General features: G+C 36.1%; 17 protein-coding genes and 1 tRNA gene. 4 read left to right on the forward strand and 14 right to left on the reverse strand.

Annotated elements, in window-relative coordinates:
- Nucleotides 1–6: 6 nt before the first annotated feature.
- From BCR24_RS00155 to BCR24_RS00185, 7 genes are all read right to left on the reverse strand, one after another.
- A complete protein-coding gene (locus BCR24_RS00155; RefSeq protein ID WP_069638540.1) occupies nt 7–1,272 on the reverse strand; it encodes a hypothetical protein in 1,266 nt (421 codons plus the stop codon).
- Complete coding sequence (locus tag BCR24_RS00160) at nt 1,265–2,026, reverse strand: tandem-type lipoprotein (protein WP_069638541.1); 762 nt, start codon at nt 2,024–2,026, stop codon at nt 1,265–1,267. Before BCR24_RS00160 ends, BCR24_RS00155 begins: the two co-directional genes overlap by 8 nt.
- A gap of 442 nt (nt 2,027–2,468) precedes the next feature.
- Nucleotides 2,469–2,551, reverse strand: a tRNA-Leu gene (locus tag BCR24_RS00165).
- Nucleotides 2,552–2,671: 120 nt separating this feature from the next.
- Nucleotides 2,672–3,397, reverse strand: a complete 726-nt coding sequence (locus BCR24_RS00170) for an ElyC/SanA/YdcF family protein (protein WP_069638542.1) — start codon at nt 3,395–3,397, stop codon at nt 2,672–2,674.
- 86 nt (nt 3,398–3,483) lie between these two features.
- Nucleotides 3,484–3,972, reverse strand: coding sequence for a SprT family protein (locus BCR24_RS00175; RefSeq protein ID WP_069638543.1), 489 nt, complete (start codon nt 3,970–3,972; stop codon nt 3,484–3,486).
- 2 nt (nt 3,973–3,974) lie between these two features.
- Nucleotides 3,975–6,167, reverse strand: a complete 2,193-nt coding sequence (locus BCR24_RS00180; RefSeq protein ID WP_069638544.1) for a Tex family protein — start codon at nt 6,165–6,167, stop codon at nt 3,975–3,977.
- Nucleotides 6,168–6,292: 125 nt separating this feature from the next.
- Nucleotides 6,293–7,027, reverse strand: a complete 735-nt coding sequence (locus BCR24_RS00185) for a metallophosphoesterase (protein WP_069638545.1) — start codon at nt 7,025–7,027, stop codon at nt 6,293–6,295.
- A 194-nt stretch (nt 7,028–7,221) separates the two neighbouring features.
- Here BCR24_RS00185 and BCR24_RS00190 point away from each other — a divergent pair, with 194 nt between their 5' ends.
- From BCR24_RS00190 to BCR24_RS00200, 3 genes are read left to right on the forward strand one after another with little or no spacing between them, the layout of a single operon-like run.
- The gene (locus tag BCR24_RS00190) at nt 7,222–8,082 is read left to right on the forward strand and encodes an efflux RND transporter periplasmic adaptor subunit (protein ID WP_069638546.1); all 861 of its coding nucleotides are present in this window, start codon (nt 7,222–7,224) and stop codon (nt 8,080–8,082) included.
- A gap of 11 nt (nt 8,083–8,093) precedes the next feature.
- Nucleotides 8,094–8,786: an ABC transporter ATP-binding protein gene (locus BCR24_RS00195; RefSeq protein ID WP_069638547.1), complete on the forward strand. Its 693-nt coding sequence runs from the start codon at nt 8,094–8,096 to the stop codon at nt 8,784–8,786.
- Between the two features lie 14 nt (nt 8,787–8,800).
- Nucleotides 8,801–10,024 (forward strand): ABC transporter permease, encoded by a 1,224-nt coding sequence (locus BCR24_RS00200; protein ID WP_069638548.1) that lies wholly within the window; start codon nt 8,801–8,803, stop codon nt 10,022–10,024.
- 64 nt (nt 10,025–10,088) lie between these two features.
- Here the strand turns inward: BCR24_RS00200 and BCR24_RS00205 are convergent, their stop codons facing one another.
- The 6 genes from BCR24_RS00205 to BCR24_RS00230 form a co-directional block, all read right to left on the reverse strand.
- The gene (locus BCR24_RS00205; protein WP_069638549.1) at nt 10,089–10,499 is read right to left on the reverse strand and encodes an EVE domain-containing protein; all 411 of its coding nucleotides are present in this window, start codon (nt 10,497–10,499) and stop codon (nt 10,089–10,091) included.
- 15 nt (nt 10,500–10,514) lie between these two features.
- Nucleotides 10,515–10,943, reverse strand: a complete 429-nt coding sequence (locus BCR24_RS00210) for a pyridoxamine 5'-phosphate oxidase family protein (protein WP_239574076.1) — start codon at nt 10,941–10,943, stop codon at nt 10,515–10,517.
- A gap of 92 nt (nt 10,944–11,035) precedes the next feature.
- Nucleotides 11,036–11,419, reverse strand: a complete 384-nt coding sequence (locus tag BCR24_RS00215) for a DUF4430 domain-containing protein (RefSeq protein ID WP_069638551.1) — start codon at nt 11,417–11,419, stop codon at nt 11,036–11,038.
- 24 nt (nt 11,420–11,443) lie between these two features.
- Nucleotides 11,444–12,133, reverse strand: a complete 690-nt coding sequence (locus tag BCR24_RS00220; protein ID WP_083244266.1) for an ECF transporter S component — start codon at nt 12,131–12,133, stop codon at nt 11,444–11,446.
- Complete coding sequence (locus BCR24_RS00225; protein ID WP_069638552.1) at nt 12,114–13,790, reverse strand: ABC transporter ATP-binding protein; 1,677 nt, start codon at nt 13,788–13,790, stop codon at nt 12,114–12,116. Before BCR24_RS00225 ends, BCR24_RS00220 begins: the two co-directional genes overlap by 20 nt.
- Entirely contained in the window at nt 13,763–14,650 is an 888-nt protein-coding gene (locus BCR24_RS00230) for an energy-coupling factor transporter transmembrane component T (RefSeq protein ID WP_069638553.1), read from the reverse strand. The genes BCR24_RS00225 and BCR24_RS00230 overlap by 28 nt, the downstream gene beginning before the upstream one ends.
- Nucleotides 14,651–14,930: 280 nt before the next feature.
- Between BCR24_RS00230 and BCR24_RS00235 the strand changes: the two genes are divergently transcribed.
- Nucleotides 14,931–15,866, forward strand: a complete 936-nt coding sequence (locus BCR24_RS00235) for a helix-turn-helix transcriptional regulator (RefSeq protein ID WP_069638554.1) — start codon at nt 14,931–14,933, stop codon at nt 15,864–15,866.
- A 64-nt stretch (nt 15,867–15,930) separates the two neighbouring features.
- On the opposite strand, the gene dnaJ is transcribed toward BCR24_RS00235, so the two are convergent.
- Entirely contained in the window at nt 15,931–17,100 is a 1,170-nt protein-coding gene (dnaJ, locus tag BCR24_RS00240) for a molecular chaperone DnaJ (RefSeq protein WP_069638555.1), read from the reverse strand.
- Nucleotides 17,101–17,211: the final 111 nt, after the last annotated feature.

Here is a 17,211-nt window from a genome sequence, read left to right on the forward strand (position 1 = left end):
GAGAGTTTATCCCCTTATTTGTCTAGCCAGGTCCTGGTCTGTTTCGACCTGTTTGTTAATTGATGATTGGACTTGACTGATTAAATCATAGTATTCTTGCTGAATTAAAGATAATTCTGATATTTTTTGTGCATATTCTTCTTTTGGTTCTATTCGGACAAATGGTTCTGTTGCCCCACCTGCATTTAAAGAATCTACCACTTCACCTTGAACTAATGTGGCCCCTACAGAATCTCCCATTTTGACTGTATTCGTCCATAACTTATCGGAATCTTTCTTCGCTTCTTGATACATTTTTTTGATATCATCTATTTCAATTTGAAGGGTTTTACTCATTCCTTGTGTTAAAATCAGTGCTTCAGACGCATCCAAATAAATTTCTTCTGAAGCAGATAAGCCTCCTCCGCTTTTTAAAAACTTTGCTCGCAACACGTCTAATGCTTTTAATTTACTCCGAGTATCTGTGTGAACTTTTTGTTGTGCCGCATAAATTTTATTTAAATCTGGAGTATGTTGCCGAATAAATTCTTGTTCTTTTTTTGTTAAGAATCCAGTAATATCATGAGCTTTCCCATTTTTTATAACAATAATCTTCCCAGGATAGACACTACCTGGCACTCCATTGGCTGCCTTATTCAATGGGTCATCTTCAGAAACAAAATAAATGATATTTCCGCTATATCGTCCAAATAAATCAGATAATTCTTGTTGATTCGACTTCTTTAGATTTCCTAATAAATTCATTAGAGGGGCTGAATTGTAAAGAATGATATTGGGAATATTGTATTCCATGCCCATGATTGTTCCATTTCTTCCACCTAGAGAATGACCTGTAACAGTGTCGATGTTATAGCCATTTGCTTTTAAATCATCCATAAATATATGACTAGCATCAAAATAGGTAGAGGACGGGCCATCCCCTTTAAAGGCTATGTTCCCCCATTGTCCAACATCTTTAGAACCTTCTCCAAAAAAACCATTTTCAAAGTTAGTTCCAGCAAAACCAACGATAACTTTTCCTGTATTGTTATCTAGAAATGCTACACCACTTGAACTTGTTTTAGGGTCGTAGAACGAATCTATATAGTCTAAATTTGCAGGGAAATTCCCAGCATCTTTTAAGTTATTTAATTTTGCTCCAATTTTATTTTTAGAAACCCCCTTTACCATTGCATTCTCTACTTCATATGAAATCGTTGATACTGCACTGGTGGATTCACTGTTATTTTTCAAATTTTCTATTTTTTCCTGATTGAATTTATAATCACTCATTTATGATATCCTCCGATGAAAGAGGTTGAAAATCAATGGAATCACTGAAATACACATCTATCTTTTTGTCAAAAGTAAATTCCAATTGATTATACCCCACCGAATTTCCTTCTAAATCTCCAAGTCCTTTCAGCAATAATGTAGGTGATTTTTCTGTAGGAATTTCATAACGTTCTCTCAGAGCTTGAACATTATTGTCATTATTGGTCAATTGATATTCTAACTCGTATAAAGGTACTTCTGGATTATATAATTTATCAATGTTTTCATAAGTATTTAAGGATTTGAAATTACCATATTGAACAAAAAACTGAAAATTCTTTATTTTTTCTGATAATTTCTTATCGTCCAATTCTTTGATTGAGCGAATTCTTGCTCCATCTAAAGTTATTGGGTATTTTTTTTCTTCAACCCCTTTTTTAACATCTTTGTAATATTTTCTTACAAAATAAAAACCTGTTCCTTTTTTTGTATTTCGATTTAATCTTAAAATAGCTCCTTCTGAATACAAATCTCCATCTATTTCATAAGATACTGCCATATCAGTATGTAGTACCCATACACCCTTATCATTATTATCAAACTCATCATCTCGGTAGCCTTCCATATCGTAAAAACTTTCTAGATTTGGTGTTGGATATATTGCTAATATTTTATCAAAACTTTGTTCAATTTCCGCTTTATTTTTTGTTTCACAACCAGTTAATCCACTCATTATGATTAGTTCTCCTAAAAATAAATATAATTTTTTCAAAATATTATCTCCTTCTGAACAGGATGAAACTTATTTAAACCTTAATCAATATTTATTTTACCAAAAGCAGATATATATAGATAGTTATATATGATATTTTCGTTATTTAATTTTATATAATGTTACTGATTTATGAATAAAAAAGAGATAGTATGCTTTTAAACTTACTATCTCTTACATCAATATTATACTAGCTTATTAATTGCTTATTTTCAGGCGATAATGACATTATTAATAGCCTACTGATTAACATATACTAAATTATCGACTTCTAGCAGTTGGCTTCTATTTACTCCTCAACTTCTTATTTTGTTTCAGTATCAAAGGTTATTGACATACCTATATTTTCTATAAATCATTGTTTCACTAAGTGCATCAGAACTTTTATACAGTTGTAAAAAAAGTGGTAAACCTTATTATAACAAGGTTTACCACTAAACTATGCGGCCAAGAAGACTCGAACTTCCACGGGGTTGCCCCCACCAGCCCCTCAAGCTGGCGCGTCTGCCATTCCGCCATGACCGCATACGATACTTCATAATAGCTATCTCAATCTATGATAAAATAGGTCCTTCATTTTGTCAATATTTCAATAAGGCGATGATGCTTTTTCTTTTAAATGACTGCTTAATAAGCTTTGATCGCCTATCTCTGATATTCATAATCATAAACTTGACATAATTTTTCGTAGGACTGATTGACGCTTTCTGGGATTTCAATTGCATGAATATAGTTAGCCCCGTTAGGTCCATAACCAAATTCGTCATTTCTTAGTCGAGGAATCTCACCTAAAACTAAAGACAGAAAATACTCTTTACTCCACAATCCGTTCAGCTGATCGTCTTCGAATAGAAGCGGATCAGAAAATGATTGAATGAATGGTACGATCGGCACATAATTGGTAAAGAGCGTATCAGTGTTTTGCCATTCTTTTTCAAAAGTTGCTTTGATTCTTCTTTGTAATAATGGATCTTGCAACAGCAAAACCTTCTTAGGATTTAAACCAGCAGCTTTTATTATATTTAGTGAAAAAACAGCATTTTCACCTGAATTGGTTGATGTCTGCTCTGTTAAAAATAACATCTTATCTAAACCGTACTTTAACTTAAAGTATTCTAAGTACATCTCAGTTTCACTAGCAGCCGCTAACTTAATTCCCTTACGTTGGAAATTGTGACGCAAAAATGGCGTAGCATGACCAATGCCTCCAACTAACATAACAGCAGACACCATTTCTTGTTTATATAAATGGATCAGCTCATCTGCTAAATAAGGTAAACTATTTCCAGCTAGAATGGCCAAATCATATTTCCCAGTTACTTTTTCTTTAGCTGACAGAAAGTTGATAACCGTATTCCAATGTGTGATCATCTCAATTCCCTACCTTTTTTACTTGTTTCTATAGTAATACCGCCTTATCTGCTAAAAGAAAAGACGGTATAGTCTAGCTACATTTTCTAATTCAATTCCACTAATTTTCCGCTACATTTTCCGCAAACATAACGTTGCGTGTTGATTCTTCTTTTGCGTAAAATCAATGTTTGACATTTTTTACACTGATATTGATGATACGATTGCGCTTTTTGGTCCACCAAAGGGCGAACATAACGGCTACCACCTGTTTTCTTTAACAGCGATTTAAACTCTGCATCTTTATGTTGGTACCCTTTACCTTCTAAGTGAAGGTGATAGTGACACAATTCGTGTTTGATAACATTGATCAATTCGATTTCACCATAACGTTCAAACACTTTCGGATTAAAATCAATGTTATGAGATCCTAAATGATAACGTCCTCCTGTTGTTCTCAGACGTCGGTTAAAAAAAGCTTTGTGCTGAAACTTTTTCCTGAAAAAGCTCAATGAAATTTCTTCTACCAATACTTGTAATTGATCATCTGTCAACACTTGTTTGGTTGGTTTTTCTTCTTTAGAAAAACTGCTCAAGACTATTCTTTCCTTTCAGCTTGTGGCAGCATCGTTAAACTGATGCGCCCTTTCTTCGTATCAACATCTTCCACCCAAACGGTCACAACGTCTCCTACCGCAACAATGTCTGTCGGATGTTTCACAAATTTTGTGCTAAGTTTTGAGATATGCACTAAACCATCTTGTTTCACACCGATATCAACAAACGCGCCAAAATCGATCACATTACGTACGGTTCCTTGTAATTCCATACCTGATTTAAGGTCTTCCATAGATAAAACATCTTTTCTTAAAAGAGGTGCAGGCATCTCATCACGCATATCTCTTCCTGGCTGTACTAGCGCGGCGATAATATCTTTTAGTGTTTCACTACCGACGGCAAACTCAGTTTCTAACTCGGTTAAGGGTAATGCTTTCATCTTTTGGATTGCTTCATTCGTTCCAAGATCTCCTAATTGAACATTTGCTTTTTCTAAAATTCCTTTTGCTACGTCATAACTTTCAGGATGAATGCCGGTATTGTCCAAAATATTCTTTCCATTTGGAATTCGTAAGAAACCGATCGCTTGCTCATAAGCTTTTGGTCCTAAACGTGGCACTTTTTTTACTTGATTACGAGCAGTAAAAGCGCCATTTTCATCACGATAAGCCATTAAATTTTGGGCTGTCGTTTTGTTTAACCCAGAGATGTGTTGCAATAATTGTGGGCTAGCGGTATTTACGTTGACGCCAACTTGGTTCACAGCCGTTTCTACAACGAAATCCAATTGTTCTGCTAAACGTTTTTGTGACACATCATGTTGGTATTGACCTACACCAACGGCTTTAGGATCGATTTTTACTAATTCAGCTAAAGGATCTTGCAAACGGCGAGCGATGCTGACGGCACTTCTTTCTTCGACTTGTAGTTCTGGAAATTCAGCTCTTGCTACATCGCTTGCCGAATAAACAGATGCTCCAGCTTCATTGACGATCACATAAAAAACTTCTCGTTTGATTTGTTTGAGCTGTTCAGCAACAAATAATTCTGATTCACGACTAGCGGTTCCATTTCCGATTGCTACCATTTCAACTTGATGCTCTTCGATCAATTTATTGAAAGTAGGTCCTGCTGCGGCACGTTTTTCTCCGGATGCTGGTTTATGCGGATAAATCACTTGGATGGCTAAAACTTTTCCGGTCGCATCAACGATTGCTAATTTACAGCCTGTACGATAGGCCGGGTCAAATCCTAAAACCACTTTGCCTTTCAATGGTGGTTGCAGTAATAGATTACGTAAGTTTTCTCCAAAAATATTGATGGCTTGTTCATCTGCTTTTTCAGTTAATTCATTACGAATTTCGCGTTCGATGGCTGGACCGATAAAGCGTTTATAGCTATCTAAATAGGCAGCTTCAACATACGGCGCACTAGACGATTGTTTATTGTTCCCGATCAATTGACGTTCCAAATAAGAGCTGATTTTTTCCTCGTCGACTAAAATTGCTACCTTTAAAATATCTTCTTTTTCACCGCGATTTGTGGCTAATACTCTGTGGGAAACCATTTTGCTGACCGGTTCGGAAAAATCATAATACATTTCATAAACAGATTTTTCATCTTTTTCTTCATTTTTTACTGTGCTGATGTATTGTCCTTGCTTGAACGTAAAATCCCGGATCCAACTTCTAAATTTAGGCTCGTCGCTCACACGCTCTGCGATGATTTCATGTGCCCCTTGGAGTGCAGCCTCAGCGGAAGCGACTTCTTTTTCCAAATCGATATATTTTTCTGCTTCTAACATAACATCTGCTTCTACAGGAAAACTTTGTAGCCAATCTGCCAAAGGTTCAAGTCCTTTTTCTTTTGCAATGGTTGCTTTGGTCCGGCGTTTTTGTTTGTAAGGACGATATAAATCTTCTACTTGCTGCATTTTGGTGGCTTTTTGAATAGATTTGGCTAAGTCTTCTGTTAGTTTATCTTGTTCTTCGATCAAACGTAAAACTTCTTCTTTACGTTTTTCTAGATTGCCTAAATACGTATACCGTTCTTCGATTTCACGAATTTGTACCTCATCTAAACTACCTGTCATTTCTTTACGATAACGTGCAATAAAAGGAACAGTGTTTCCTTCATTTAATAAAGTCAGCACTGTCGTTAGTTGTTTTGGACGATATTCCGTCAATTCTTTTTGAAGTAAATCAACTACTTCTTGACTATAAGCTTCTGCCATATATAGATACCTCTTTTCATTAACATACCTTTTCATTTTAGCATATTTTTGACTTGAAATATAGGACGAGGAAAAGCTTAAACAAGGCTTTACATTCCTGTGATACAAATAAAATTCACGTCAGTTTAAAAATCTGGCTGCCATGGCCCAGTTAAATTTTGATATTCAATATCCTGTACAATACCATTTTGATCAAAAATCACGCCATGAACAGAGCCACCAAACACGGCACCGCCATCAATCCCAATTTTATTATCTGAAAGCCACAGATTAGTTGTCTCCATATCACCATGAAGCATCGGTGTGATCGTATGACCAAAAACGATTGTTTTGCCTGTATTATTTTTTTCTTGATGAAATGCTTCTCTAATCCAAATAAAATCATGAGGACTTGTTTGATGCCAATCCTTCTTGGTTAAATCCACTCCAGCATGAACAAATACGTATTTCCCCCATTCAAAATACAATGGACGTTCGACTAAAAAATCAATCAACTCTTTGTATCGACTACGGATCATCATGCTCATTTCAGTAGGGGAATACTCCTCTAATGCCCCCTTATGTAATAAACTTTCAAGCGTTTCTTTCCCTCCATTACGAATATAACTAGGAAACCAATCTTCTGGACTTTGCAAAAATCGCAGAAAGTATTCTTCATGATTTCCTCTTAAATACACAGCACCATATTTTTCAGTCAGCTCTTTCCCTGATAGAAAACACTCTTTCGTTTTTGGTCCGCGGTCATTAAGATCACCGATCAATACCAATTGATGCAGCGCTGGATCATAATATCGCGTCAACGCTTGGAACAGATCATATTCCCCATGAATATCACTGATTGCATAGACATAGTCTTTCATTATCAGCTCTCCTTACAGTCTTTTTTTCTTTATTATAACGCAAATAGTAAAGACTGTTAAAAAAGACCAGTTATTCGTTTTTTTCGATAATGCTTATAAAAAATTGAAATAAATCTTAGACTTTTCATAAAAAAAAGGGTAAGCTTACATAAATGACATCTTGTCAGAAAATTAATAGAAAAGAGTTGACACTCATGAAGAAAAAAACAATTTTTAGTATCATTGCACTTCTTGCTGTTGTGATCATTATTCTCTTGTTCGTTCAAGGAAATTCTGGAAAAACGAATGCAAGTAAAGTCCGAACTGGTGAAGTCAAAACAGAAACCATTGTCGAGACCCTTTCTACAACTGGCACCTTGATTCCGAATCAAACCCAATCTTTAATGGGGACGGGCAACGTTATCGAAGTCAGCGTATCTGTTGGTGATCATGTGGACAAAGATAAAGTTTTAGCAACGTATGATAACGGATTGCAATTAACGGCGGCTTTTAGCGGGACCATTACCCAAGTTAATATTGTCGCAAAACAGGCGGATACAAATGCCCAACAAGGGAAACCCTCTATTCAATTAGATGACCTTTCTACTTTAAAGGTTCAATTATCCTTAACAAATTCTGAAGCTTCTGCTGTAACGATCGATCAGAAAGCGAACATTATAAGCGGCAATCAAACATTTTCAGGGAAAGTTGCTGAGAAAGATCCTGTAGCACTAAGCACTCAGTCAACTGCAGGAACCTCTACTAGTCTAGGTGCAATTGTGACATTTGATCAAGCACCTGAAAATCTGTTTTCGGGATTCGATGTTGATGTTGATATCACGACAAACACCGCAGAGAATGTACTTGCTTTACCAATTGAGGCACTAACGTACAATAGTAAAAATGATCCCATAGTCTATCTTATTAAGGATGGAAAAGCCAAAGAAACAAAAATCACTATTGGAATTCAATCGGATAAATTGATTGAAATCAAAAGTGGTCTAAAAGAAGGCGAAACAGTTATCCTCTCTCCTAGCTCTGATATCAAAAACAATACTGCAGTAACCAAAGAATAGAAGGTGAAACAATGATTGATTTAAAAAATGTAGTAAAAATTTACCAGACTGGTGGCGAAGAGTTGATCGCTTTAAAAAATATTTCTTTACATATTGCCCAAGGAGAATTTACTTCTATTATGGGTCCTAGCGGTTCTGGTAAATCAACAATGATGAATATTCTTGGTTTATTGGATCGTTTCGATGAAGGGACTTATTTTTTAAATGGAAAAGACGTCACTAACCTTTCTAGTAATGAAAGTGCTCATGTCAGAAATAAAGAAATAGGTTTTGTTTTTCAATCGTTCAACTTAATGCCGCGGATGTCTCTTTTAGATAATGTTGCGTTGCCTATGGTTTATTCTGGTATCTCAGCAAAAGATCGGAAGGAGCGAGCTTTAGAAGCCTTAAAAAAAGTTGGCTTGGCTGATCGTGTCACCCATCGCCCAAACGCTATTTCGGGCGGACAAAAACAACGTGTGGCCATTGCTCGCGCCATAGTGAATGATCCTGCTGTTTTGATGGCAGATGAACCTACTGGTAATTTAGATTCAAAAACAACCTTGGAGATCATGAAAATCTTCCAAGATTTAAATGATGCAGGCACAACTGTTGTAATGGTTACTCACGAACCAGATGTGGCGCAATATACAAAACGAATCGTGTCTTTTAAAGATGGTGAGATCATTAATGATCAGCCTGTAACTGACCGAAAAACAGTCTAGAAAGGAGCCTTCTTATGGGCATTATTGAAAGTTTCAAAATGGCGATCGATAGTATTTTAGCCAATAAAATGCGTTCATTTCTAACCATGCTGGGAATCATTATCGGAATTGCCGCCGTTATTGCTATTTTAGCTGTGGGGAATGGTGCAACGAGCCAAATTACTGGTACTTTTAGTGATTTAGGGGCTTCCACGATTTCCGTTTCAACCAGTCGAGATGCAACAGATAGCCAAAAAATCACGAGTCAAGATATCAAAGCTTTAAAAGATGGTATCCCGCAAATTGATCATCTTTCACCTGTTGTTTCGATTCAAGCTGTTGGCGCAGCCAATGAAAAATCCAAAGCAACTTTGATCATGGCTGGAACTCCAGATTTGCAATATACGAATCAAACAATGGATAAAGCGATCGTTTATGGGCGTTATTTTAATACAACTGAATATTCAGAAGGCAGTAAAGTCGCTGTCATCAGTGCTGATACAGCGCGTTATTTTTTTAATGGACGTGAAAATGTGGTTGGCGAGAAGATAAATTTACGTGGGCAAAAAGGGCAAATCAGCGTAAGAATCATCGGTGTTACCAAAAGTACTGTAGAAAAAATGGTCGGCTCCTTTGACGAAGAGGAAATGATGGGGTATATCTCGATTCCACTCACAACAGCGAACAATCTAAATCCGGATGCAACTAAAATCACTAGTTTGACCGTCATTGCTAAATCAAAAGATGATATCGACTCTGTTTCTAAGCAAATCGTCAATATTCTTTCTGTACGTCATAACGCTGTTGGTGAAAAAGTTTATACCGCAACAAACTTTTTACAAGCACTTGATCAAGTAAATAATGTTTTAGGCTTATTTATCAACTTCATAGCTGCTGTTGCCGCAATTGCGCTACTTGTAGGGGGAATAGGCGTGATGAACATTATGCTCGTTTCAGTTACAGAACGAACAAGGGAAATCGGCACAAGAAAGGCCTTGGGCGCAACAGACAGTAATATTTTATTCCAATTCCTAACAGAATCTGTGATTTTATGTTTGATCGGCGGCTTGATTGGTCTGACATTGGGTGCACTCTTGGCCCTAGGTGTTGCTAGTGCGTTAGATATTTCCGCTCAATTTACATTAAGTTCAATTTTAGCTGTTCTCTTATTTTCTAGTGCTATTGGGATATTCTTTGGTGTTTATCCCGCACGAAAAGCGGCTAAACTTGATCCTATTGAAGCATTACGTTACGAGTAATTAGTCAAATTAGGGTACGAAAAAATCAGGACAAAGAACATTTCTTCTAGTCCTGATTTTTTATTTAATCTGATTGTTTCATACTGGAAGCAATAAATTCAAACAACTCTTTTGGAATTTGAAAATGACCAAATCTTAAACGAGATCTATACTTCTGCCACAAGGGAAACTCTGATACAATACGTAATGGAACCGATCTGATATTTTTTAAAAAAGCTATGTCTTTTCTAAAAGGGACAAAACCTGGTGCCATTTCAAATGAATACGTATCTCCTGGTAAAACCTGACCGATTGCAATGAATTCCTGGCATGCTTCTCTTGTTTGTAAACTCAGCTTTGGCGCATAATAAATTAGCCAATCTCCTACTTTCATTTTATTCAAAGGTGCCGATTTACCATGACATAACTGACAAAAGCCTCCAGCTACTCCAAGCTCTACATGATCTTTAGATGCAACACCAATCCAATAATTCATATTAACCTCTCCTTTTCAACAGTATAATTCGAGCGTTTCTTTACTATTCATACCTAAAATCACAATCACTTTTGAAAAATGAATTTCGTATAGCTCAAGCATTGGACCTGCTTGTCTAATATTTTCCTCATAACTTGGAATTTTTTTAATCCATTGTTCTGCAACGTCATATACAGTGAGGTCACTCTTTTTGACTTTGGCATAGTGAACACGAACATGATTCGTATTATTATTTGGAATCGTTGTAAATGAGACGTTTGAATTCTTTTGAAACTCAATGATTTTGTCGTTTCCTTTAAATGTTGAGAAAAATAGACATTTCTTGGCTTCATCGTAAATAAAGTTAACGATTCGGACATTGGGCATTTCCTCTACACTTGTTGCTAAGGCAATTTCTGTTTGTTCATTCATGATTTGCTTAAATGCTTCTGTTGTTTTCATCATTGTCTGCTCCTTTATTTTTCAATTATTTATCTGACAAATTCATTCTAACAAACAAACCCTGACAACTGATTGTCAGGGTTTGTTTCATTCGTTTATATTTTATTCAATGTCCAAGTAACAGTATCGCCATTTTTCAGAAAATATTCGACCGCACCTACATCTGGTTGTTTACCATTAACATCATACAGCCAATATTTACTGTCTTTAGCATCTTGCAAGTGACCATCAATACCACTGATAAAATCTTTCTCCATTTCAATTGTATAGTTTGTCTCCATGACCGTTTGAAGTGACTCAGATTTTTTTATGTCCAATTCTTTTTTATCAAATTCTTTGTCATCTTCTTTTAAAATGATCGTCACCTTAATTGATTCTTCACTTGTGTTCGTTGTATTTTTTTTATCCGTTATTTTACCACAAGCGCCTAAGAAAAAGAGTAGTATTACTATCAGCGATGCTTTTATCATTTTTTTCATTAATAGTTCCACCTTTAATTTGAATTATTTTATATCATACTTAATTAAAATCCGTTGAAGTTTTGTTTGGATAGATCGAAAAAGTAAACATGAGAAAAAAGCATTTGAAAAACAATAAGAAATTGTATAGGGCGCAGCACTTAATAGGAGTGCCAGATACCTTTGCCAGGAAAAAAAACGATCGATGGAAAAGACCGTCCATAGATCCATGAAAAAGGAAAAGAAAAAACCGGCTGCTATTCCATAAAGGACTAAAAACAAATAACTTTTTTTTAGTATGGTTTGCATCCAAGGCAATCCAGCCACCAGACCAATTAGTCCCCAAGAAAACATTTGAAATGGTGTCCACGGACCTTGACCAAATAACATATTTGAGGTGATTGCTGACAATGAACCTACTAAAAAACCGACTTCAGCACCTAAACAAATACCTGAAATTATGATAATCGCTGTCATTGGGGTGACTGCCGGAATCATATAAAATAAAAACCTACCTAGCACAGCAAGCGCTGTTAATATAGCGATCAAGACTAATTCTTTAATATTGATCTGCTTTCTTTCATATCGGTAATAAATTGGCAAACAAGCAGCTATCACTAACAGCATAGAAATTATCTGGTATTGACTCGCTTGAAATAGCACAAGCCCAATAATCAACAAGAACAGCATAGTCGCTATTCTAAACACAACTCGTTTAATCTCTTCTTGGTTCATCTGAAGCTCCTTTGACTAGCCTACATGCCTTGATAACTTGCTCAGTCGTGACTAAGCCCTCAAAATTATCCCGTGATATGCGACTAGCTGCCGTTGTGTAAAATGTATGATGACTAAAAAATGCTGTTGGTTCGGCTGTCGTCACTAACTTATTTTGGAACAATAACCCGCAGCGGTCTGATAATTCTGCAGCAAAATCTAAATCGTGGGTTACGACTAAAATAGTTTTCCCTTGTTTTGATAGCTCCTTTAATAATTTTATCAGTTGCTTCTTCCCAAAATTATCGATGCCTTTTGTTGGTTCATCTAATAATAAAATTTTTGAATCAGTTAAAAGTAATTTCCCTAATGCTGCCCTTTGACACTCCCCTCCACTTAAATCTAGTGGATGTTGCGTTAAAATCTTCGTTAAATCAAGTAGCGTTGTAACGTTTTTAATGCGTATTTTTTGGTCTTCCTCAGCCACATTTTGGCTCTGTAAATACATTTTGTACTCTTCAATTACCGAGTCTTTCAGAAAAAGCATTTGAGACTCTTGCGGTAAATACCCTACTACTCCCTTATTCTTTTTAAACGATTGCTCAAAAAGTGAGAGTTTCCCGTGGTAACAGTCCAAAATACCAGCGATTACTTTCAATAATGTCGTCTTCCCTGACCCATTTCCTCCAACTAAAGAAAAAATTTCTCCTGTATACACCTCAAAATCAATGCCAGCTAAAATATCTCGACTCTTTTTTTCATAACGGAACCAGCAGTTTTTTAACTGAATACTTTTTACCATTTTCTTTTTGGTTAAGGTTTCTTTCTGCAAAAAAGATCTGGATGGAAAATAACGCGCCAAAAATCGTTTCCCTTCAACCACAGTTAGCGGGCAGTCATCATCTACGCTACTATTGAGATATATTTGGACAGCACTGGGTAGACTATAAACAAAACGGTCAACGTTTTTGTTCTTCTTCATTCCATTAGAAATAGACCTTGGCTCACCCGCAAAAATCACTTGTCCATCATCCAAAATAATGACTTGATCAGCCAAAGCAAATACTGATTCTAAGCTATGTTCAACTAATAAAATGGTGAGACCCATTTCTCGATTTAATCGTACTATTAGATCGATAAATTTTTGTGAAGTTATCGGATCAAGCTGTGTTGTCGGTTCATCCAAAATCAAGATATCTGGTTTCATGAGCAAAACTGAAGTTAGATTTAATAACTGCATTTGACCACCAGATAATTCACTCGTTTGATGTTCTAGCAGTTCCTCAATACCTAGAAAATTAACCATTTCTGCAATCCGACTCTTGATTTCTGAAGGAGGAGTGCCTAGATTTTCTAGCCCAAAAGCTAATTCCTGCCAAACACTTTCCGTCACGATCTGGTTTTCAGGATTTTGCATAACATAGCCGATTTTACCAGTCGAAAAGTCTGCTGGCAGTGCGTCGATTGATTTATTATTTAGATAAATCGTCCCAGTCTGCTTCCCGTTTGGTGCCAATTGTGGCTTTAATAATTTCAATAACGTGGACTTTCCACTACCAGAAGTGCCGCAAATCAAAATAAATTCACCTTGAGTGATTGATAACGACAGGTTGTCCAAAACCAAGTTATTGCTTCCGGCATATTGAAATGTTAGATCTTTGATTTCAAGATATTCCATACTATTACCTCCTTTAAGCGCTTCAATAAGGGGAGCCATGCTACTCCAAAAAGAAATAAGTAACTCAACCAATTTTTTTGCATCAGTCTATAAACGTTATCGTGATAAGGATAATAATTAAACTGATAAAATCCTTTTATCATACTAACCATAAAAAAAAGGCATGCTAGGACAATCGCTGTCAAAAATAAGGTATCTTTTTTCTGCCAACGATAGGTTAAACAACTGCTTCTAGTAGAAACACCATAACCGCGTGCTCTCATCGAATCGGCTGTGTCCATCGCATTTTCCAACGACCATGAAAATAAATGACCAAATAAATCTAACCCATACCTAGCGCGCTCAAAAAAATACCGCCTATGTGTTTGCTGAAAATTTTTTTGTATCTGATTCAACTCTTGATGGTATTTTTGTAGTAAGGGGAGCAAGCGCAAAACCAATACTAAAATCAACCCAGATTTTGGAAATCGTTTACCAAAAAGGTAAAAAAACTGTTCTGAGTCAACAGCCTTTTGAAAATTTTGAAATAAATAAATCACTGTAGCAATCGTCATTCCCATAAAAAAACCATAAATAAAAGCTTCCACAGTAATCGGCTTATTCAGAAAAAAGAAAATAACTGTGGCTCCTCTATGAACAAATAGTGGATTCGTCACAGTGATCATTCCTATAAAAAACAACGGATACAACATCGACTTTTTCGATTTACCATTTAAGTCAAGTAGCCGAAGTAATACATTACTCAAAAAAAAGCAAGTAATGATCACAGGGTTTGTTGTACTCATAACGATTAATAATGCCGCTATATAATAACTGGACGTAGCAAACGGATGAGTTTGTCTAAAAAAAGATGGATGCATATTAGACTTCCTTTCTCAACTAAATTTTTACATTAGATTAATAAAAATAGTTGCTATCATCATTTGCCAATTTTAAATATTAGTACAAACTCTCAATTAATTAGCACGTTTTTACGCAACAGTAACATTATATAAACCAAAATTACTAAAGTCAATCATTCAAAAATTTGGAATTTTACAACATTATTCAACATAATTTTTGTTCATTTTCACAAAGCGATCCCATTTTTCGTTATAATAAGATAATTAACTCCCAATGAAAATCAAAGAAGGTGCTTTTATGAAAACAGAACGACTACTTGCAATCATCATGATCTTATTAGATCGAAAACAAATTAGCGCTTCAAGATTAGCCAACATACTAGAGGTCTCTGTTCGGACTATTTATCGAGACATTAACTCATTAAGCGAAGCGGGAATACCCGTAACTTCATCTCCTGGTGTCAATGGTGGCATCCAAATCATGGATAATTATAAAATAGATAAACAATTTTTTACTTCATCTGATATTACTGCTTTGTTGATTGCATTAGAAAGTTTGTCTAACACCATCTCTCCGATTCAGATTAGCCAAACAGTTGAAAAAATAAAAACTCTTGTTCCAACTCAATTTTCAGAAGAGATTCAGTTTAAAACAAATCAAATTGTAATTGATTTAACACCTTGGACTAGTAATCATACCTTGCAGCCATTTTTGGAAATCATCAAGACAGCTATGGATCAACAACGATTACTTTATTTCGAGTATGAAGACAATCTGGGACGAAAGACTAAACGGTATGTAGAACCGTATCGTCTTGTTTTAAAAGAGATCAGTTGGTATTTACAAGCCTACTGTTTAAACAAAAATGATTTCAGAATATTTAAGATTTCTAGAATAGTTGATTTGCAGTTATCGACTGAAGCGTTTATTCCTAGAGCCTTCCAAGCAAAACCATTAGGGAAAGAGCCGTTTTTCGGTAGTGACTTTACACTTACAACTTTAAAAGTGACGCATAAAGTCAAAGAACAATTAATAGACAAATTTGGGCAGCTGACCTTTTCTCCTTCAAATGATCCTGATAAACAAATCGTTCACTTTCCTTTTATGGAAGATGAGTTTGGGTACAATTTACTTTTAGGCTTTGGCAACCAGTGTGAGTGTCTTGCCCCGATTCATGTTAGAGCAGAACTGAAAAGGCGGATTGAAAAGTTACTGGAGCAGTATCAAGCATAATCATTATAAGCAAAAAGGCTTCTCAACCTATACTACTCTAGTACAAGTTGAGAAGTCTTTTATTTTATTTTTTTTTCTTTCCGCCAAAGGCATCTTTCATTTTATCAAAGAAACCTTCTTCTTGCTGCTCACTTACAGTTTGACCGCCAGCTTTAGCAAATGTGCGTAAGGCTTCTTTTTGTTCCTCATTTAAGTTTTTCGGCGTAATGATTTTAACCTTGACATGCTGGTCACCATTAGCTCCGCCACGTAAGCGCGGTGCCCCTTTACCGCGTAAACGGAAATTCGTTTCTGTTTGAGTACCAGCAGGGATTTTTAATTTTACATCTCCGTGAACAGTTGGTACTTTGATTTCATCACCAAGTGCTGCTTGAACAAAGCTTAATGGTAAATCATAGTAAATCTCTGAGCCTTCACGGTCAAAAATGTTGCTATCTTCTACGCTGAATACAACATAAAGATCCCCGTAAGGTCCGCCATTTACACCAGCTTCTCCTTGATTAGCTAAACGCATTTGTTGTCCATCTTCTACTCCAGCTGGAACATTAACTTTGACTTTATGCGCTTTTTTCTCATGTCCCGTTCCGTGACAGGTTGGGCAAGGATCTTTGATTTCTTTTCCAGTACCATGACACACATCACAGGTTTGACGACTCATCACTCGGCCAAGTGGAGTTTGACGTTCCACATTGATCGAGCCAGAACCATGACACTTGTGGCAAGTTTCAGGATGAGTTCCTGGTTTGGCACCATTTCCTCCACAGGTTTCACAGTTATCTTCACGGTTATATTTGATTTCTTTTTCAACACCAAATATCGCTTCTTCAAACTTAAGGTTGACAGTATATTGTAAATCAGCCCCTTGTCTTGGTGCAGTTGGATCGACACTACGTGAGCCACCGCCAAAGAAAGAATCGAAGATATCTTCAAAACCACCAAAACCACCGCCACCACTGAATCCGCCGCCGCCAAAACCACCAAAACCACCAGCGCCACCGCCATAATTGGGATCAGTGCCTGCATGTCCATATTGATCGTAGGCTGATTTTTTTTGTGGATCACTTAATACTTCATAGGCTTCTGAAACTTCTTTGAATTTTTCTTCTGCATCTGCTTCTTTATTGATATCTGGGTGATATTGTTTTGAAAGCTTACGATACGCTTTTTTTATTTCATCATCTGAAGCGCCTTTGGCAAGGCCAAGCACTTCATAATAATCTCTTTTCGTAGCCATTAGTTCCCCTCCAACTATTATTTCATTTATTCTAAAATAGGATCGACGCCAACTTATTTGTATAAAAACATCGTTGTAATCATACCACAAATTAAGTAAAAGCAAAATAGC

This window comes from Enterococcus ureilyticus, from assembly GCF_001730315.1.
GTDB classification, from domain to species: Bacteria; Bacillota; Bacilli; order Lactobacillales; family Enterococcaceae; genus Enterococcus_L; species Enterococcus_L ureilyticus.